At 67.8% G+C, this 16885-nt stretch carries 22 protein-coding genes, 1 tRNA gene and 1 pseudogene; 15 read left to right on the top strand and 9 right to left on the bottom strand.

Annotation, left to right across the window (positions count from 1 at the left end; all coding sequences use genetic code 11):
* Positions 1-31 precede the first annotated feature (31 nt).
* Positions 32-1140, top strand: a pseudogene (prfB, locus tag O5I81_RS12610) (peptide chain release factor 2).
* 4 nt (positions 1141-1144) lie between these two features.
* Here prfB and O5I81_RS12605 read toward each other — a convergent pair.
* The 3 genes from O5I81_RS12605 to O5I81_RS12595 all read right to left on the bottom strand — a co-directional run bounded on the left by O5I81_RS12605 (position 1145) and on the right by O5I81_RS12595 (position 4200).
* Positions 1145-1552: a DoxX family protein gene (locus O5I81_RS12605; protein WP_271065232.1), complete on the bottom strand. Its 408-nt coding sequence runs from the start codon at positions 1550-1552 to the stop codon at positions 1145-1147.
* A 17-nt stretch (positions 1553-1569) separates the two neighbouring features.
* The gene (locus O5I81_RS12600) at positions 1570-3126 is read right to left on the bottom strand and encodes an AMP-binding protein (protein ID WP_271065231.1); all 1557 of its coding nucleotides are present in this window, start codon (positions 3124-3126) and stop codon (positions 1570-1572) included.
* Positions 3127-3198: 72 nt separating this feature from the next.
* Positions 3199-4200: an alpha/beta hydrolase gene (locus O5I81_RS12595; RefSeq protein WP_271065230.1), complete on the bottom strand. Its 1002-nt coding sequence runs from the start codon at positions 4198-4200 to the stop codon at positions 3199-3201.
* A gap of 276 nt (positions 4201-4476) precedes the next feature.
* On the opposite strand from O5I81_RS12595, the gene lipA reads away from it, so the two are divergent.
* Positions 4477-5433 (top strand): lipoyl synthase, encoded by a 957-nt coding sequence (gene lipA, locus O5I81_RS12590; RefSeq protein WP_271065229.1) that lies wholly within the window; start codon positions 4477-4479, stop codon positions 5431-5433.
* Entirely contained in the window at positions 5433-5891 is a 459-nt protein-coding gene (locus tag O5I81_RS12585; RefSeq protein ID WP_271065228.1) for an SRPBCC family protein, read from the top strand. Before lipA ends, O5I81_RS12585 begins: the two co-directional genes overlap by 1 nt.
* A 206-nt stretch (positions 5892-6097) precedes the next feature.
* Here O5I81_RS12585 and O5I81_RS12580 read toward each other — a convergent pair whose 3' ends face one another.
* Positions 6098-6640, bottom strand: a complete 543-nt coding sequence (locus O5I81_RS12580) for an outer membrane protein assembly factor BamE (RefSeq protein WP_271065227.1) — start codon at positions 6638-6640, stop codon at positions 6098-6100.
* Positions 6641-6737: 97 nt separating this feature from the next.
* Between O5I81_RS12580 and O5I81_RS12575 the strand changes: the two genes are divergently transcribed.
* From O5I81_RS12575 to O5I81_RS12545, 7 genes are all read left to right on the top strand, one after another.
* On the top strand, positions 6738-7265 hold the full coding sequence (locus tag O5I81_RS12575; RefSeq protein ID WP_271065226.1) for a ubiquinol-cytochrome C chaperone family protein: 528 nt from the start codon (positions 6738-6740) through the stop codon (positions 7263-7265).
* Positions 7265-7789 (top strand): DUF177 domain-containing protein, encoded by a 525-nt coding sequence (locus O5I81_RS12570; RefSeq protein WP_271065225.1) that lies wholly within the window; start codon positions 7265-7267, stop codon positions 7787-7789. Before O5I81_RS12575 ends, O5I81_RS12570 begins: the two co-directional genes overlap by 1 nt.
* Positions 7790-7895: 106 nt before the next feature.
* Positions 7896-8954, top strand: coding sequence for a phosphate acyltransferase PlsX (gene plsX, locus O5I81_RS12565; RefSeq protein WP_271065224.1), 1059 nt, complete (start codon positions 7896-7898; stop codon positions 8952-8954).
* A 5-nt stretch (positions 8955-8959) separates the two neighbouring features.
* Positions 8960-9931 carry a beta-ketoacyl-ACP synthase III gene (locus tag O5I81_RS12560; RefSeq protein WP_271069023.1) on the top strand — a complete coding sequence of 324 codons (972 nt, stop codon included), beginning with the start codon at positions 8960-8962 and terminating at the stop codon, positions 9929-9931.
* 127 nt (positions 9932-10058) lie between these two features.
* On the top strand, positions 10059-10361 hold the full coding sequence (locus tag O5I81_RS12555) for an integration host factor subunit alpha (protein WP_166574719.1): 303 nt from the start codon (positions 10059-10061) through the stop codon (positions 10359-10361).
* Between the two features lie 7 nt (positions 10362-10368).
* Positions 10369-10782, top strand: a complete 414-nt coding sequence (locus O5I81_RS12550; RefSeq protein ID WP_271065223.1) for a MerR family transcriptional regulator — start codon at positions 10369-10371, stop codon at positions 10780-10782.
* Positions 10783-11031: 249 nt separating this feature from the next.
* A tRNA-Pro gene (locus O5I81_RS12545) sits at positions 11032-11108 on the top strand.
* A 9-nt stretch (positions 11109-11117) separates the two neighbouring features.
* On the opposite strand, the gene O5I81_RS12540 is transcribed toward O5I81_RS12545, so the two are convergent.
* From O5I81_RS12540 to O5I81_RS12525, 4 genes are all read right to left on the bottom strand, one after another.
* Positions 11118-11486: a hypothetical protein gene (locus tag O5I81_RS12540; protein ID WP_271065222.1), complete on the bottom strand. Its 369-nt coding sequence runs from the start codon at positions 11484-11486 to the stop codon at positions 11118-11120.
* A 16-nt stretch (positions 11487-11502) separates the two neighbouring features.
* A complete protein-coding gene (locus O5I81_RS12535) occupies positions 11503-11715 on the bottom strand; it encodes a DUF2842 domain-containing protein (RefSeq protein ID WP_271065221.1) in 213 nt (70 codons plus the stop codon).
* A gap of 60 nt (positions 11716-11775) precedes the next feature.
* The gene (locus O5I81_RS12530; protein ID WP_271065220.1) at positions 11776-12030 is read right to left on the bottom strand and encodes a GlsB/YeaQ/YmgE family stress response membrane protein; all 255 of its coding nucleotides are present in this window, start codon (positions 12028-12030) and stop codon (positions 11776-11778) included.
* Positions 12031-12107: 77 nt separating this feature from the next.
* Positions 12108-12374 (bottom strand): hypothetical protein, encoded by a 267-nt coding sequence (locus tag O5I81_RS12525; RefSeq protein ID WP_271065219.1) that lies wholly within the window; start codon positions 12372-12374, stop codon positions 12108-12110.
* A gap of 110 nt (positions 12375-12484) precedes the next feature.
* On the opposite strand from O5I81_RS12525, the gene O5I81_RS12520 reads away from it, so the two are divergent.
* Positions 12485-13516, top strand: a complete 1032-nt coding sequence (locus tag O5I81_RS12520) for a COX15/CtaA family protein (protein WP_271065218.1) — start codon at positions 12485-12487, stop codon at positions 13514-13516.
* Between the two features lie 256 nt (positions 13517-13772).
* Here O5I81_RS12520 and O5I81_RS12515 read toward each other — a convergent pair whose 3' ends face one another.
* Entirely contained in the window at positions 13773-14147 is a 375-nt protein-coding gene (locus O5I81_RS12515) for a putative quinol monooxygenase (RefSeq protein ID WP_271065217.1), read from the bottom strand.
* Between the two features lie 204 nt (positions 14148-14351).
* Here O5I81_RS12515 and rplM point away from each other — a divergent pair, with 204 nt between their 5' ends.
* The 4 genes from rplM to O5I81_RS12495 are packed head-to-tail and all read left to right on the top strand — an operon-like array spanning position 14352 to position 16731.
* Positions 14352-14825 carry a 50S ribosomal protein L13 gene (rplM, locus tag O5I81_RS12510; protein ID WP_271065216.1) on the top strand — a complete coding sequence of 158 codons (474 nt, stop codon included), beginning with the start codon at positions 14352-14354 and terminating at the stop codon, positions 14823-14825.
* Positions 14825-15289, top strand: a complete 465-nt coding sequence (gene rpsI, locus O5I81_RS12505; RefSeq protein ID WP_271065215.1) for a 30S ribosomal protein S9 — start codon at positions 14825-14827, stop codon at positions 15287-15289. Before rplM ends, rpsI begins: the two co-directional genes overlap by 1 nt.
* Positions 15290-15310: 21 nt before the next feature.
* Entirely contained in the window at positions 15311-16291 is a 981-nt protein-coding gene (gene argC / locus O5I81_RS12500; protein ID WP_271065214.1) for an N-acetyl-gamma-glutamyl-phosphate reductase, read from the top strand.
* The gene (locus O5I81_RS12495; RefSeq protein WP_271065213.1) at positions 16288-16731 is read left to right on the top strand and encodes a GNAT family N-acetyltransferase; all 444 of its coding nucleotides are present in this window, start codon (positions 16288-16290) and stop codon (positions 16729-16731) included. The genes argC and O5I81_RS12495 overlap by 4 nt, the downstream gene beginning before the upstream one ends.
* Positions 16732-16885: the final 154 nt, after the last annotated feature.

Raw genomic sequence — 16885 nt, 5'->3', positions numbered from 1 at the left:
GGCGCCTGTGCACTGAACACTGGAGTTTTCCATGAGACCGGATGTCGAGGCCGCCAAGGCCGACATCGAGCAGGCGATCAGCCTGCTCAGGAGGCGACTTTGACTGGGATCCGGCTCTAAGACCCGATAACTGACGCCCGTTCGGAGGATCCCACCCTGTGGGACCGACCGAGCGAGGCCCAGGCCCTGATGCGCGAACGCCAGGCGCTGGCCGCCAGGATCGCCACCGTCCGCGCCCTGGAGACCGAGCTCAACGACGCGGTCGACTACGCCGAACTGGCGGACATGGAATCCGACGAGGGCGCCCTCGAAGAGGCCCGCGCCCAGCTGAAAGCCCTGCGCGAGCGCTCCGACCGCGCCCAGCTCGAGGCGCTGCTGTCCGGCGAGGCTGACGGCAACGACGCCTATGTCGAAATCAACTCCGGGGCCGGCGGCACCGAGTCCTGCGACTGGGCCAACATGCTGCTGCGCATGTACAGCCGCTGGGCCACGCAGCACGGCTACAAGGTCGAGCTGATCGAAGAGACCTCCGGCGAGAGCGTCGGCATCAAGTCGGCGACCCTGCAGATCACCGGCCCCAACGCCTACGGCTGGCTGAAGACCGAGGGCGGCGTTCACCGCCTGGTCCGCATCAGTCCCTACGACGCGGCCGCCAAGCGCCACACCTCGTTCGCGTCGGCCTGGGTCTATCCGGTGGTCGACGACACCATCGAGATCGAGATCAACCCGGCCGACGTGCGCACCGACACCTACCGCGCCAGCGGCGCCGGCGGTCAGCACATCAACAAGACCGACTCCGCCGTCCGCCTGACCCACATCCCCACCGGGATCGCCGTGGCCTGCCAGGCCGGCCGCAGCCAGCATCAGAACCGCGAGGAAGCCTGGAAGATGCTGCGCGCCCGTCTGTACGAGTTGGAACTGCAGAAGCGGGAAGCCGCGGCCCAGGCGCTGGAAGACCAGAAGACCGACATCGGCTGGGGTCATCAGATCCGCAGCTACGTCCTGCAGCCCTACCAGATGGTCAAGGACCTGCGCACCAACGTCGAGACCAGCGACACCGACGGCGTGCTGGACGGCGACCTCGACCAGTTCATGGCGGCGTCGCTGGCCCAGCGGGTCGGGGCGACGCGGGACGCCTGAAGCCCTACGGCTTCTTGCGCACGACGGTGTCGATGCTCCACACCCCGCCCCCGGCGCAGGCCAGGTACAGGAACAGGAAGCAGTAGAGCAGGGCGGCCTCGCCCTTGTTGACCGGCGGGAAGAACTCGGCCGCCGGCGGCAGGGCGAAGTTCCAGTGGGCCATGCAGTAGGCCACCGCCATCATGCCCGACAGGATGAAGGCCACCGGCCGGGTGAACAGGCCCAGCGCCAGCAGGCCGCCGCCGACGATCTCGAGCCAGCCGGCGACGAGCAGCATGGGCGGCAGCTCGCCCTCTATCTGCGGGACCGGAAAATGGAAAATCTTCATCAGCCCGTGCGTCATGAACGACAGGGCGGCGACGATACGCAGGATGCTGAGCACGCGGCTCGCCTGTGGCGCCAGAAAGTCCATCGGTAGTCCCCCTTTGATCAGGCGGCCTTGGCCTGAGCGTCCGCCATGCGCTGGATCGCGACATAGTCGGTCTTGCCGGTGCCGAGCACCGGAATCTCCTGAACCTTCAAAATCTTGCGCGGCACGGCCAGCTCGGGCGCGCCGATCGACTGGGCGTGCTGCAACAGCGCCGCCACGGCGGCGTCGGGACGGTCGGTGACCAGCAGCAGCTTCTCGCCCTTCTTGGAGTCGGGCATCGAGATCACCGCATGGCGCTCGTTGGGCCACACAGCGGCGGCTAGGTCCTCGGCGGCGGTCAGGCTGACCATCTCGCCGCCGATCTTGGCGAACCGCTTCACCCGGCCCTTGATGGTGATCCAGGTGCCGTTGTCGTCGATCGAGACCACGTCGCCGGTGTCATGCCAGCCGCCGGGCGGAGGATCGACGCCGCCGTCCTCGCGCAGGTAGCCGGCCATGATGTTCGGCCCGCGGATCAGCAGCTTGCCGCCGCCCGGAATGCCTTCGACCTTCTCGACCCGGTACTCCATGCCCGGCAGCAGGCCGCCGACCGTGCCGCGGCGGTTGTCGTCCGGCTTGTTGACCGCCACCACCGGCGCCGCCTCGGTCGCGCCATAGCCCTCCAGCACCGGCACGCCGCCGAAGCGGTCGGCGATCAGGTTGTGGGTCTCCTCGCGCACCTTCTCGGCCCCGCAGACGATGAACTCCAGGCCCGACAGCTCGCCTGGCTCGGCCGAGCGGGCGTACTGATTCACGAAGGTGTCGGTGGCCAGCAGGATCGAGGCCCCGCAGTCCTTGATCAGCGGCGGAATCTGCTTGGTGTGCAGGGGCGAGGGATACTGGAACGCCTTCATCCCGGTCAGGATCGGCAGGATCACCCCGCCGGTCAGCCCGAAACAGTGGAAGGTCGGCAGCGGGTTGAACATCACCCAGTGCGGCAGCAGGTCGATATGCGCCGCCACCTGCATGGCGTTGGCCACGAGGTTGGCCTGGGTCAGCACCACCCCGCGCGGAGCCCCGAAGCTGCCGGAGGTGAACAGGATGACGCCCGGATCGCTGGGCTTCGTCTTGGCCGCGAACATCCTGGGCGCAAAGCTGGCGGCCAGGGCGAACAGTTTGTCGGCCACGCCGACCTGCTGGCGGACGTCCTCCAGGTAGACGATCTTGGCGTTGGTCTCGAGGGCGTCGATCAGATCGTGCAGCTTGCCCTGCTCGATGAAGGCGTGCGCCGTCAGCACCGTCTTCACCCCGGCCAGCTTGCAGGCGGCCCGCAGGTTCCGCAGCCCCGAGGTGAAGTTCAGCATGGTCGGGATGCGCCCGAAGGCGTGCAGCCCGAAGAAGGTCACCACCACCCCGGCGCTCGACGGCAGGAGCAGGCCGACCTTCTCGCCGGGCTCTGTGATCTGCGCGATCTTGCGGCCCAGCGCGAAGCTCGCCCGGATCAGCTCGGTATAGCTGAGGGGCGTGCGGTTCTGGTCTTCCAGAATGGCTTTCCTGGCGCCGTGGGTATCCCGGGCGTCGACCAGAGCTTCGAAAAGCGATCGTTCGACGTCCCGCGCATCGAATGCACGCGGCATAGGGGCTCCGAGCTGTTTCCCACCGTTATTGCCGGCGAGGGTATAGAGCGCTTCACGCCTTGAAAAGGTCCGTTACAGCCCGTGATCCGGGGCAAGCCCTTGCGCCGCCAGCCGCCGGGCCCGCTCACGGGAGACAATTCCGTCCACGGACGCCATCCAGGCGGCCCGCACGGAATCGCTTTCGAGGTGGAGATAGGGCCCCTTGGCGCCGGCCGGCGACAGTTCGGCTCGACAGGTCCGCGCACAGGCCGCCGCCAGCGTCGCGGGCGCGCCGATCATCAGCACCGGGGTCTTCAGGGCGGGCAGGGCGGCCTTCGCCTCGTCCCAGCCCTCGGCCAGCGCCAGTCGCCCGCCAAGGCTGGGCCCGCCCATACGCAGGTCCGGGTTCACCTTCTGCCACAGCTGTTCAATCCCGGCGCGGTTGCGGTCGCTGCTGGGAATTGGCGTCCCCTGAACCCATCCGGCCGCCCAGGGTTCGCGAATCCCGCCCAAGCCGAGCTTGCTGAACGGTCCGTCGTGCGGTCCGGGCGCGGCCGGCTTCCACGGGGCCAGCAGCACCTGGGCGTCGCCGCCAAATCCCTCGCGCGCCGCCAGCACGGCGACCACGGCCCCGGACCGCTCGCCGATGACGATCACCGGCTTGCCGTCCTCGGGAATGACCGCCCGAACCAGCGCCTTCACCCCCAGCATGTCCGGCTGCATGTCCGGGATGTGGCCGACGTCGCGCCCGCCCGTGAACCGCCCCGAACCGCCCTGGCCGGCGCCCTCCAGCACCCAGACGGTGTAGCTCCTGGCGTTAAAATCGGCCGCCGTCTCGAACCAGGCCTCGGCGCTCTCGCCGTATCCCGGCAGGATGACGATATGGGCCAGCGGTCCCGTCGAGGGCGACGACACCCCATAGCGCTGGGCCGGATAGTCCCCCGCCTTCACCAGCCCCCAGGCCCAGCCCTCCGGCGGCAGGAAGCGCGGCGAGATCACCGGCGGAGCGCGGCTCTCGGTGAACGGCTCCCGCCCGCCGTCCTGCCCGCAGGCCGACAGCAGCAACGCCAGACAGAGAAGGAGGGCGCGATACATCACCGTGACTGTGGCGGTGGAATGGAGGCGCCCGCAAGGGGCCTCTCGCAACACCGTTCCTTCTCCCGCTTGTCGGGAGAAGGTGGCCCCCGAAGGGGGTCGGATGAGGGCGGCGCCGACGGCTCAAAACCAACCCCGTTCTGGCGCTGCGGAGCCTGCATCCTGACAAGCCGGCGCTGCCCTCATCCGGCCGCTTCGCGTCCACCTTCTCCCGACAAGCGGGAGAAGGGCGCGCCAAGGCTTGATCCTTCGCGTGGGAAAGCCGATTTAAGCCCCATGGTCACCGTGATCGACACCCTCAAGGCCCGCCCTCGCCACCCGGAGAAGCAGGCCCGTCCGGACTCGCCCGTGCTGCGCAAGCCCGAATGGCTCCGCGTCCGCGCCCCCGGCAGCGCCGGCTACAACGAGACCCGCGACATCGTCCGCCAGCACGGCCTGACCACCGTCTGCGAAGAGGCCGCCTGTCCGAACATCGGCGAGTGCTGGACCCAGAAGCACGCCACCATGATGATCATGGGCGAGGTCTGCACCCGCGCCTGCGCCTTCTGCAACGTCGCCACCGGCAAGCCGAACCCGCTCGACCCGACCGAACCAGCTCGGGTCGCCGAGGCGGTGGCGAAGATGGGCCTCAACCACGTCGTCATCACCTCCGTCGACCGTGACGACCTTGCCGATGGTGGCGCCCAGCATTTCGCCGACGTCGTCCTGGCCATCCGCGCCGCCGCGCCGAACACCACGATCGAAATCCTCACCCCCGACTTCCTGCGCAAGGACGGGGCCGAGCGGGTGGTCATCGACGCGGCCCCCGACGTCTTCAACCACAACCTCGAGACCGTGCCGCGCCTCTACCTGTCGATCCGGCCAGGCGCCCGCTACTACAACTCTCTGCGCCTGCTCGAGCGGGTCAAGGAGCGCGACCCGACCCGCTTCACCAAGTCCGGCCTGATGGTCGGCCTCGGCGAGACGAAGGAAGAGGTCATGCAGGTGATGGACGACATGCGCTCGGCCGGCATCGATTTCCTGACCATCGGCCAATACCTGCAGCCGACCCGCAAGCATGCCCCCGTCGATCGCTTCGTCACCCCCGACGAGTTCGCCGCCTACGAACAGATCGCCCGCGCCAAGGGCTTCCTGATGGTCTCGGCCAGCCCCCTGACCCGCTCGTCGCACCATGCGGGTGAGGACTTTGAGCGCCTGAAGGCCGCGCGGCTGGCCAAGGAAGCGGCGGCCTAGTGCGCCACGCGCTGACGCGCATCCTGCCCTATAGCCCCGACCTGCTGTTCCAGCTGGTCGGCGACGTCGAGCAGTATCCGAAGTTCGTTCCCTGGGTGACCGGCATGCGGGTCTGGAACCGGCGCGAGCCGGAGCCTGGCCTGACGATGCTCGACGCCGAGGCCGCCGTCGCCTTCACCTTCCTGCGCGAAAAGTTCGCCACCCGCGTCCGCCAGGATGCGGGCGCCCGGGTGATCGAGGTGAACCTTCTCTACGGCCCGTTTCGCCGCCTGTGGAACCGCTGGCGATTCGCCCCGCACCCGGACGGCTGCGAGGTTAGCTTCGAGATCGAGTTCGAGTTCAAGGTCCCGATGCTCGACCGCATCCTGGCGGCGAATTTCGACTCCGCCGTGGCCAAGCTGATGAAGTGTTTCGAAGACCGGGCGGCGGCGTTGAGCAAATCCTCCTCCGGCGCGTAGCGACGGGGGAGGGGGACCGCCGCCGAAGGCGGTGGTGGAGGGGGCAGCGCCGGCGGCGCATGCACACCCACAAACGCAGCTGTCAAAGCCGCGCCAGAACGCTCTCTTGATTGGACAGGCCAGCGCTGCCCCCTCCACCACGACCTACGGTCGCGGTCCCCCTCCCCCGTGCGCTGCGCGCCCGAAGGAGGATTTGGGAGGCTTCCCTACTGCCGGTCGCCCGGCCGGCTGCCCGGCAGGCCTTCGCTGTCGTCGCGGGGCAGCATGCCGCCATTGCCGACGTTGCCCAGCAGCTGTTCGAGGATGGTGATCTCGCGGCCGCGGGTCGGGGTCTTGCGGCCGTTGAACGACACCACCTTGCCGTCTTCCAGCTTGTAGGTGTTGACCGCCAGCACCTGCTCGCTGCCGGAATCGAACGACACGGCCACCACGTCACGCTTGGCGACGCGCGGCTTGTAGAAGGCCACCCGGTCGCTGACCTGGGTCATGTAGAACCACAGGTTGGAGTCGCGGGCCGAGACGGTCTTGATTTCCTGCCCCGGCGTCGCGCCGTTGCTTTCGGTCAGCGAAGTGGCCGAGGGCGAGCCCAGCTTGGTCATCACCGTCGACTTGGTGTCCTCGCCGACCTTGACGTCGGCCGGGTTCGATTCGACGACCTGGAAACCGTTGTAGCTGGTAATCGGCGTGCAGGCGCCGGTGGCGAGAACGGCGGCGCCGACGAACAGCGCGATAGCGGACTTGCGGATCAAGGATCAAACTCCGGAGTGTTACCTTTGACCTATCGCCCGCGGGGGCTTAGTTCAATGCCCCGCTTTAGCCAGAAGGCGGGGCGAAATCGAGGCGGATATGTTCTTCAAGCGGTTCAGGAAGGTCAGACCGGCGGTGAGCGTCGGCGAAGCCCTCTATGCGTCCGCCGTCGCCCAGGCCCGCCGGCCGGGCCTCTATACGACGCTCGGCGTCCCGGACACGCGGGAAGGCCGGTTCGAACTCTACAGCCTGCACGTCATCCTGCTGCTCCACCGGCTCAAGGGCGGCGACGATTTCAGCGCTGAAACCAAACAGGCCCTGGTCGATCGCTTCACCAAGGGCCTCGACGACGCCTTCCGCGAACTGGGCGTCGGCGACACCGCCGTGCCCAAGCGGATCAAGAAGCTGGGCGAGGCCTTCTACGGTCGCGCCCGCTCGGCCGACCAGGCCTTCGCCACCCTGCCGGACGTGCGGCCGCTGCAGGCCCTGCTGGCCCGCACCCTCTATGAGGGCGACGACGGCAAGGCGGCGGCGATGGCCGATTATGTCGTCTGCGTGCGCGATGACCTTGCCGCCCAGCCGACAGAGGCTCTGCTGGCGGGCCAGGTCCGATGGCTGGAGGTCTGATGGATACGCCGCTCTGGTCCCACAGCGTCACCCTGGCCGACATCGGCCGGGGCCTGACGCCGGTCGAACTGACCGCCGACGCCGCCACCCGCGTGGCCATTGCCCGCGAATTGGGCCTCGAACGCCTCGACTCCCTGACCGCCCGCGTGCGCGCCAGGCCCTGGCTCGACGGCGCCGAGATCCGCGGCTCGCTCAGCGCTGATGTGACCCAGATTTGCAGCCTGTCGGGCGAGCCCTTCGAACAGACCCTGACCAGCGACTTCATGGTCCGCGCCGTGCCGGCCGGCAGCGACGCCGCCCCGAAGTCCGAATCGATGGAGGTCGATATCGACCCGGAGGGCGACGACCCGCCAGACGTCCTCAGCGCCGACAAGGTCGATCTGGCCGCCTATGTGGTCGAACACCTGGCCCTCGAGGTCGATCCCTTTCCCCGCAAGCCCGGCGCGGTCTATGAACCGCCCGTGGAAGACAACGTCCTCTCGCCCTTCGCGGCCCTGAGTAAGCTGAAGCCTCGCGCGGAATGAGCCCGCACTTGCATCCCGCCCGCCGGGCGTTATCGTCCGGCCGCTTCGCCCGCCGAGCCTGTCCGGCCGGTCCCACCAAGGCGTCTCCGGGAGCCATAGGCCCGTCTTGTCCGAACCGCTGATCCTTTCCGTCGACGCCATGGGCGGCGATCACGGTCCGACCGTGGTCATCCCCGCCATCGGCATCGCCTCGCGCCAGATGGGCCCGGGCGTTCGCTTCCTGATCCATGGCGACGAGACGAAGATCGGCCCCGAACTGGCCAAGCTCCCGGCCCTCGCGCCCCTGTGCGAGGTCCGTCACACCGACAAGTTCATCGCCATGGACGCCAAGCCGGCCCAGGCCATGCGCCGCGGCAAGGGCTCCAGCCTGTGGAACGCCGTCCAGGCGGTGAAGGACGGTGAAGCCGTCGCCGCCGTCTCGGCCGGCAACACCGGCGCCCTGATGGCCGTCTCCATGCTGATTCTGCGGCTGGGACCGGAAATCAACCGCCCGGCCCTGACCGCCAGCTGGCCGACCGCCGGCGGCATCACCACCGTGCTGGACGTCGGCGCCAACGTCAGCGCCGACGCCGAGCAACTGGTCGAGTTCGCCATCATGGGCGCGGCCTTCCACCACGCCATCCAGGGCGGCGGCCGTCCGACCGTCGGCCTGCTCAACGTCGGCTCCGAAGACCAGAAGGGCCACGAGGAGGTCCGCGAGGCCCACGCCCTGCTGAAGGCCACGGCCTTCGAGTTCGACTACCACGGCTTCGTCGAGGGCGATGACATCGCCAAGGGCACGGTCAACGTCGTCGTCACCGACGGCTTCACCGGCAACATCCTGCTGAAGACCGCCGAGGGTGTCGTCCGTTTCATCGCCAGCGAACTGCGCAACGCCCTGAAGTCATCCTTCATCAACATGATGGGCGCCCTGCTGGCGACCAGCGGCCTCAACAGCCTGAAGTTCAAGCTCGACCCCGGCGCCGTCAACGGCGCGCCGCTGCTGGGGCTCAATGGCATCGTCATCAAGAGCCACGGCTCGGCCGACGCCAGGTCCTATGCCGCCGCCGTCGTCGTCGCCGCCGATCTGGCCCGCAGCGACTTCGCCGCCGAGATCGACCGCAGCGTCAAACAGCTGTCGGCCGCGTTGCTGGCCAAACCGCTTACGGAGCCTGAAGTACAGTGACCCAAGTGCTGCGTAGCGCGATCACCGGCGTTGGCGCCTATCTGCCGCCCGACATCGTCACCAACGAGGCTCTGTCGAAGATCGTCGACACCAGCGACGACTGGATCCGCGAGCGCACCGGCATCCGCCAGCGCCACCGCGCCGCCGACGACCAGGCCGTCTCCGACCTCGCCGTCGAGTCGGCAAAGAAGGCCCTGGAGGCGGCCGGCAAGACCCCCGCCGACATCGACCTGATCGTCGTCGCCACAACCACCGGCGACCTGACCTTCCCGGCCACCGCCGCCATCGTCCAGCGCAAGCTGGGCTGCCCGGTCGGCATCGCCTTCGACGTCCAGGCCGTCTGCTCGGGCTTCGTCTACGCCCTGACCGTCGCCGATGGCTTCGTGGGCCGGGGCAATGCCAAGTGCGCCCTGGTTATCGGGGCCGAAACCATGACCCGGCTGATGGACTGGACCGACCGCGGCACCTGCGTGCTGTTCGGCGACGGGGCCGGCGCCGTGGTGCTGGAGCCGGTGGAAGAGCAGGGGGCCAACACCGATCGCGGCCTGATCAGCTGGTCCCTGCGCTGCGACGGCACCAAGCAGGACCTGCTCTACGTCGATGGCGGCCCCTCGACGACCGGCACGGTCGGCAAGCTGCGCATGGCCGGCAACCAGGTCTTCAAGCACGCCGTCATCAACATTTCCGAATCGATCGAGGCGGCGCTGGAAAAGGTCGACCTGACCATCGCCGACGTCGACTGGTTCATCCCCCACCAGGCCAACGAGCGCATCCTGCACGGGGTGGCCAAGCGCCTGGGCCTGGACGAACACAAGGTCATTCAGACCGTCGGCGAACACGCCAATACCTCGGCGGCTTCCATCCCGCTGGCCCTCTCCACGGCCATCGACGACGGCCGCATCAAGAAGGGCGACCTGCTGCTCATGGAAGCCATGGGCGGCGGCCTGACCTGGGGCGCGTGCCTGGTTCGTCTTTAGACGAACCCTTCTCCCGCTTGCCGGGAGAAGGAACTCACCCCCACCTTCCGTTCACGCGCGGAACCCTTTGACGCCACGACGTTTTCGCGTCATGAACGGCATTAACGTTTGTCTGGGAGGGGTCCCCATGAAGGGCGCGACGCTTACGCGCGCGGAACTGTGTGAAGCGGTCCACGAAGAAGTGGGCCTGACTCGGCAGGACTGCTCCGAACTGGTTGAACGCACGCTCGACCTGATGGCCGAGGCGCTGGAGCGCGACGAACAGGTCAAACTGTCCGGTTTCGGCGTCTTCCAGGTCCGCGCCAAGCGGGCCCGCATGGGCCGCAATCCCAAGACCGGCGAGCCGGCCGAGATCGAGCCCCGCCGGGTCATCGGTTTCCGCGCCAGCCAGGTGATGAAGGCGCGAATCGACCGCGCCCTGGAAGGCTAGGCCCCGTTTGGCGAAGGGCCCCAACGCCTTCCGCACCATCTCGGAAGCGGCCGACGAGCTCGGCGCGCCCCAGCACGTCCTGCGTTTCTGGGAAACCAAGTTCACCTTCATCAGCCCGATGAAGCGGGCCGGCGGCCGGCGATTCTACCGCCCGCAGGACATCGAGGTGCTGCGCGCCGTCCAGACCCTGCTGCACAGCGAGGGCTACACCATCAAGGGCGTGCAGAAGCTGCACAAGGACGGCGGCGTCAAACGCGTCCTCGCCGTCGCCCGCGGCGAGGAGGGCCCCTCGCAGACCGACTCGGGCGACCTCGACCCGCCCACCGGCGAGCTGAGCGACGAAGCCCGCCTGCGCCTGACCGACACCCTCGGCGAGTTGGAAGCCATCAAGGCCCGGCTGGACGGGTTGCTGCGCAAGTAGCGTCCCTTCTCCCGGCAAGCGGGAGAAGGACCGCGAAGCGGGTCGGATGAGGGCAGCACCGGCCCCTGTAAGTTTACCGAAATCGCTGTAGAAACAACCGCGCCAGAACGCGCTTCAGCGGGCTGCCGCCGGTGCTGCCCTCATCCGTCAGCCTTCGGCTGCCACCTTCTCCCGGCAAGCGGGAGAAGGGTTGTGAAAACCCGTTGCCCCACCGGGACCTCATCCCTATAAGGGCGCTCCTCCCTGTTTCGGAGCGTGGCGCAGCTTGGTAGCGCACTTGACTGGGGGTCAAGGGGTCGCAGGTTCAAATCCTGTCGCTCCGACCAGGGAGGCTCTTAGGATTCGCCGATCGGCGGCTTTCCCCCGACTTCAAATGCGTGATCGCACTTGGGGCAGGCGACCTTGAACGCGTCCGAGCCTTGGCTATTGATGCGCTGATAGAGGTCCTGCAGATAGGCGAAGTCCGCCGCGAACAGGCCTTCGATGACCATCGTCGTGACCATCGCCAGCGATCCGAGGCGGGTGACCACCCGCGACAGCAGGATGACCGACAGATAGGCCTCGTTCTGTCGGACCCGGGGGTCCTTCATCGGCAGCAGCTCGTCCGCCGCCGTCGCCAGCCGCATGACGCCGTCCGTGTGCAGGTTGCCGTCCTCGTCGACGTAACCCTTGGGCAGGCGAAATTCGAATTCGGTCTTCAACATGGTCCCCCCGTTCGGATCAGGCCTTGGGCCCGCCCGGTTCCTTGTTCATCCAGGCCAGCAGCGGAAACAGCGGCAGGCCCCAGGCGACGCCGGCCACGGCGAAGAACAGCAGCTCCAGCAGGAAGTTTTTGGGCAGCACGCCGTGCAGGCTGACCGCGCCCATGGCGTAGAGCGCCAGGAAGACCAGGATCAGGACGGTCCCGATCATCTTCTTCAGTTTCGGATCCAACGAAAAACTCCCGCCGCTGTGGCCAGCGACGGGAGCTTTAGACGTTTGGGACCGCCCGCTCTAGCGCTTGCGGAAAATCAGGCCCCAGAGGAACAGGAAGACGACGGCGCCGATGATGGCGGCGATGGCGCTGGACACCCAGCCCATGTAGTGAAAGCCGAGCAGGTCGACGATCAGCCACTTGCCGACCAGGCCGCCGACCAGACCGGCCAGCAGATTCATCAGAAGTCCGTCGTCCCGCCGCAGGACCTTCTCGGCCACCCAGCCGGCGAATATCCCGATCAGAATGGCGACAAACCAGTTAACACCGACCATTGCAGTAGCTCCCTCCAGATGAATTCCTGGCTTTAACTCCATGTTGGGGAGGAGGTTCCTCCGCCATGAGACGCGCGTCAACGCCGTGGCAGTAGCGCCGCAAGTCCCGTCAGGACCACAGCCGACGCCGCCGCGGCGCCCAGCACCATCCAGACGGTCGTCACCGGCCATCCGGCCTGCGCCCACAGCCAGGGCGCCGCCAATCCCCCGGCCAGCGCCGCCGCCGTCCCCGTAAACGCCGACCGCCGACGCCCCGTCGCCAGGGCGGCGAGCGCGCCGAGAACAAAGCTGATCAGCACGAGGCCGAAGAGGCCGGGCAGGGGCATGGGTGGATCATGGCGCAAGCAAGCCGCCGCGTCATCCCACCGCTCTCACCACCTCACCATGGGGAGGGCGAACACGGGTGTGCGACGCGCGCTGGACCCCAACCCCTGTCAGGCCTACATCCCCGCCCATGACGTCGTTCCTGCGTTCCGATCGCTCGACCGCCGTGGCCGTCTGGCTCGGGATCGTGGCGCTGTTCATCCTGGCCATGGTGGTGGTCGGCGGGGCCACTCGGCTGACCGGGTCGGGCCTGTCGATCACCGAGTGGAAGCCGATCATGGGCGCCCTGCCGCCGATGGGCGACGCCGCCTGGGCCGAAGCCTTCCACAAGTACCAGCAGATCCCGCAGTACAAGCTGGTCAACGCCGGCATGACCCTGGACGAGTTCAAGGGCATCTTCTGGTGGGAGTGGGGCCACCGGCTGCTCGGCCGGCTGATCGGCCTGATCTTCGCCGTTCCGCTGGTCGTCTTCCTGATCCGCCGCCAGATTCCCCGCCGCCTGATCTGGCGCTGCGTTGGCCTGCTGCTGCTCGGCGGCCTGCAGGGCCTGGCCGGCTGGTGGATGGTGGCCAGCGGCCTGTCGGAGCGGGTCTCCGTGGCGCCGGAGCGCCTGACCCTGCACCTGGGCCTGGCCCTCATCCTGTTCGTCGCGGTCGTCTGGACGGCGCTCGACGCCTTCGCCGGCAAGCCGCGCCAGGCCAGCGTCACCCGCTGGCGCATCGGCGCCCTGATCTTCCTCGGCGCCGTCTTCCTGCAGTGCCTGCTGGGCGCCCTGGTGGCCGGCACCGACGCCGGCTTCGTCTACAACGACTGGCCGCTGATGAACGGCCACGTCTGGCCCCAGGACTACGCCGGCGCCGGCGTCTGGCAGACCTTGGCCCACAACCAGGCCTCGGTGCAGTTGCACCATCGCCTCGGCGCCTACGCCGTCGCCCTGGCCACGGTCTTCATCGTCGCGATGGCCGGCCGCAGCCGTACCCTCGGCCCGGAGTCGAAGCAGGCCGCCTGGATCCTCGGCGGGGCCGTCGCCCTTCAGGTGCTGCTGGGGATCAGCGCCCTGATGATGGTCGTGCCGCTGTGGCTCGGCATCCTGCACCAGGCCGGTGCGGTTGTGCTGTTGGCCGCCGCCACCCTGTTCGCCTGGCGGGTACGGCGGCTTTGATGAATATGTCTAGACATATTCAAAATCGCCCAAAACGGCCGGTTCGTCCGAGGCCATACAAGATCGGCCGAAAGTAGGCCGCCGCGGTCACATACCGACCTACATTCGCTGCGCCCCGGACTACGGCAAGCCTACGCGCGACCCTACATTCGGCGACTCCTGCCCACCCGAAAGGCACGCCTTTTCAACGACCTGACGGCGCTTTTCCGCTTCCCGCCCTCGCGCCCGTTATAATCGTAGGCCGCTTCGATAAGGCCTAAAGCCCGACGCCGCCCACGGGCTCGGTCTCGAAGTAGGGTCCCATGTCCTTGATCAGCGGCCGCCCCCTGGCGATCGCCGCCTGCACCGCCGGAAGTTTCAGCGACCCTTGATGATCCGCCTGACTTTTCCAGACTTCAGTCACCCACAGGGCGTCCGCTTCCTTGGCGTCACGGGCGACCACATAGCTGAGGCACCCCGGCATCTCGCCCGTGCTCTCGGTGAGAATGGCGACAAGCAGGTCGCGTTGTCCCGGGTGGGCGGTCATCTTGCCGATCAGGCCGTACATGCGGGTCTCCTCGGCCGCGGCGCCGCCGCCCAGCGCCGCGGCGCTGACCGATCCGGCGACGAAGGCGCATCGATTGGGGGTCATGGGAGGAGATTAGGCGGCAAACGGCGGGCAGGGGAGGTGGAAATGTCGCGGTATTATAATACCGTATCGTGAAAAGTGAGTTTTTTCAGTATCTTCACCCCGTTTCGACGTCATCACGGCGGTTGACATCGCGCCGTTCGCCCCGTACTGACCCGCCCTCACGTCGGGGGCCGCTTGCTCCCGCCTGCAACGGAATACGAACCCATGATGAAGACCACGGCTTCGCTGAAGCCCGCCGAGGTCGAGAAGAAGTGGATCGTGATCGATGCCGAGAACGCCGTCGTTGGCCGTCTCGCCTCGTTCATCGCCATGCGTCTTCGCGGCAAGCATCGTCCTGACTACACCCCGCACGTCGATTGCGGCGACTACGTCGTCGTCCTCAACGCCGACAAGGTGAAGTTCACCGGCCGCAAGCTGGACCAGAAGATCTACTACCGCCACACCGGTCACCCGGGCGGCATCAAGCAGATCACCGCCGGCAAGCAGCTGAACGGCCGCTTCCCCGAGCGCGTCCTGGAAAAGGCCGTCGAGCGCATGCTGCCCAAGGAAAGCCCCCTGGCCCGCGCCCAGATGACCCACCTGCGCATCTACAACGGCGGCGAACACCCGCACGAAGCGCAGAACCCCGAAACCATCGCGTTCAAAGAGATGAACGCCAAGAACGTGCGGAGCGCCTGATGGCCGAAGGTCTCGAAGCCCTGCAAGCCCTGTCGTCGTCGCCTGAAGCGGCCCCGGCTGAGCCCAAGATCGACAAGTTCGGCCGCGCCTATGCGACCGGCAAGCGCAAGAACGCCATCGCCCGCGTGTGGATCAAGCCCGGCAAGGGTTCGATCACCATCAACGGTCGCGACCAGGAAGTTTACTTCGCTCGCCCGGTGCTGCGCATGATGCTGGCCCAGCCGTTCGAAGTCTGCGACCGCGTTGGTCAATTCGACGTCGTCGTCACCGTTGAAGGCTCCGGCCTGTCCGGCCAGGCCGGCGCGGTGCGTCACGGCGTCTCCAAGGCCCTGACCTACTACGAGCCGGGCCTGCGCACCCTCCTGAAGCCGCACGGCTTCCTGACCCGCGACAGCCGCGTCGTCGAGCGCAAGAAGTACGGCAAGGCCAAGGCCCGCCGTAGCTTCCAGTTCTCGAAGCGCTAAGGCGCGGACGCAGATACGCGTTTGCGAAAGGGCGCTTCGGGCAACCGAGGCGCCCTTTTTCTTTTGTCTTTTGTGGAGGCGAGCATGACTGCCCCGAAGATCTTCATCGATGGCGAAGCCGGCACCACCGGCCTGCAGATCCGCGAAAGGCTGGAAGGCCGCCGCGACATCCAGCTCGTCTCGATCGATCCGGAGCGCCGCAAGGACGCCGAGGCCCGCGCCGAACTGCTCAATGGCGCGGATCTGGTCATCCTCTGCCTGCCGGACGATGCGGCGCGCGAGGCCGTCTCGCTGATCACCAACCCGGCGGTGAAAGTCATCGACGCCTCGACCGCCCACAGGGTGGCCGACGGTTGGACCTATGGCTTCGCTGAGCTGCCGGGCCAGCGGGCCGCCATCGCCGCCTCCACCCGGGTCAGCAATCCCGGCTGCTATCCGACCGGAGCCATCGCCCTGATCCGGCCGCTGGTCGATGCCGGCCTCCTGCCCGCCGACTACCCGATCACCGTCAACGCCGTCAGCGGCTACACCGGCGGCGGCAAGGCGATGATCGCCGAGTTCGAGGCCGAGGGCGCCGAGGCCTTCCGCATCTACGGCCTGACCCAGGGCCACAAGCATGTGCCCGAGCTGCAGAAGAACACCGGCCTCGCCGTCCGCCCCTTCTTCGCGCCGAGCGTCGGTCGCTATGCCCAGGGCATGATCGTCGAGGTTCCCCTGTTCCTCGACCGGCTCAACGGCAATCCGACCTTGGCCGACCTCGAGGCCTGCCTGAAGGCCGCCTATGCCGGCGAGACCTTCGTCAGCGTCGAGGACACGGCGGGCGTCACCGGCCTTGAGCCGGAAGCCCTCAACAACACCAACCGCATGCAGCTGTTCGTCTTCGGCGGCAGCGGCCAGGCTCGCCTGGTCGCCCGCCTCGACAACCTCGGCAAGGGGGCGTCGGGGGCTGCGGTGCAGAATATGAACCTGATGCTCGGCTTGCCGGAAGGCGCCGGCCTGTGATTCTGCGCCGGGCCGTCCCCGCCGACGTCCCGGCCATCGCGGCCCTCTACCGCGCCAGCCAGTGGGCGAACCTGCCGACCCTGCCGGACATTCACACCCGCGAAGAGGACCTGGCCTTCTTCGGCGGTCAGATGCTGCCGAACCAGACCGTCTGGGTGATCGAGGACGGGCAGGGCGGTCTTGCCGCCTATGCCGCCGGCGTCGAGGGCCGCCTGAACCACCTGTTCGTCCATCCGGACGCCCAGGGGCGGGGACACGGCTCGCGGCTGCTGGAGCGGTTCCGGGCGGACGTGGCGGTGCTGGACCTGTGGACCTTCCAGCAGAACCTCCGGGCACGGGCCTTCTACGAGCGCAAGGGCTTCGTCGCCGTCGAGTTCACGGATGGCGAGGGCAATGAGGAGAAGACGCCGGACGTGAGATACGAGTGGCGCCCCCGCTGACGGGCGCACCGTCCCTCCCCGAATTGGGGAGGGCAGGCGGGCGAAGCCCGCCGGGTGGGGAAGTGGCCAGCGCCATCGTCAATGAACCGTAACAGGCGCTGGTCCAGCCCTGCCTCAATCTGCTCGGACCGACTTCCCCACCCGACGCGCGTAC

The organism is Caulobacter sp. NIBR1757 (assembly GCF_027912495.1).
In the GTDB taxonomy this organism is placed as follows: Bacteria; Pseudomonadota; Alphaproteobacteria; order Caulobacterales; family Caulobacteraceae; genus Caulobacter.
The sequence above is the reverse complement of the archived record's forward strand: the minus strand, read 5'-3'. Positions and strand labels throughout refer to the sequence as shown.

Excerpts from the sequence above, each read along its gene's own strand:
- O5I81_RS12600 (WP_271065231.1), bottom strand. The coding sequence starts at position 3,126 with ATGCCGCGTGCATTCGATGCGCGGGACGTCGAACGATCGCTTTTCGAA.
- O5I81_RS12575 (WP_271065226.1), top strand. The coding sequence starts at position 6,738 with ATGTTCTTCAAGCGGTTCAGGAAGGTCAGACCGGCGGTGAGCGTCGGC.
- rpsI (WP_271065215.1), top strand. The coding sequence starts at position 14,825 with ATGGCCGAAGGTCTCGAAGCCCTGCAAGCCCTGTCGTCGTCGCCTGAA.
- O5I81_RS12530 (WP_271065220.1), bottom strand. The coding sequence starts at position 12,030 with ATGGTCGGTGTTAACTGGTTTGTCGCCATTCTGATCGGGATATTCGCC.
- O5I81_RS12540 (WP_271065222.1), bottom strand. The coding sequence starts at position 11,486 with ATGTTGAAGACCGAATTCGAATTTCGCCTGCCCAAGGGTTACGTCGAC.
- O5I81_RS12520 (WP_271065218.1), top strand. The coding sequence starts at position 12,485 with ATGACGTCGTTCCTGCGTTCCGATCGCTCGACCGCCGTGGCCGTCTGG.
- rplM (WP_271065216.1), top strand. The coding sequence starts at position 14,352 with ATGATGAAGACCACGGCTTCGCTGAAGCCCGCCGAGGTCGAGAAGAAG.
- lipA (WP_271065229.1), top strand. The coding sequence starts at position 4,477 with ATGGTCACCGTGATCGACACCCTCAAGGCCCGCCCTCGCCACCCGGAG.
- O5I81_RS12570 (WP_271065225.1), top strand. The coding sequence starts at position 7,265 with ATGGATACGCCGCTCTGGTCCCACAGCGTCACCCTGGCCGACATCGGC.
- O5I81_RS12515 (WP_271065217.1), bottom strand. The coding sequence starts at position 14,147 with ATGACCCCCAATCGATGCGCCTTCGTCGCCGGATCGGTCAGCGCCGCG.
- O5I81_RS12555 (WP_166574719.1), top strand. The coding sequence starts at position 10,059 with ATGAAGGGCGCGACGCTTACGCGCGCGGAACTGTGTGAAGCGGTCCAC.
- O5I81_RS12595 (WP_271065230.1), bottom strand. The coding sequence starts at position 4,200 with ATGTATCGCGCCCTCCTTCTCTGTCTGGCGTTGCTGCTGTCGGCCTGC.
- O5I81_RS12605 (WP_271065232.1), bottom strand. The coding sequence starts at position 1,552 with ATGGACTTTCTGGCGCCACAGGCGAGCCGCGTGCTCAGCATCCTGCGT.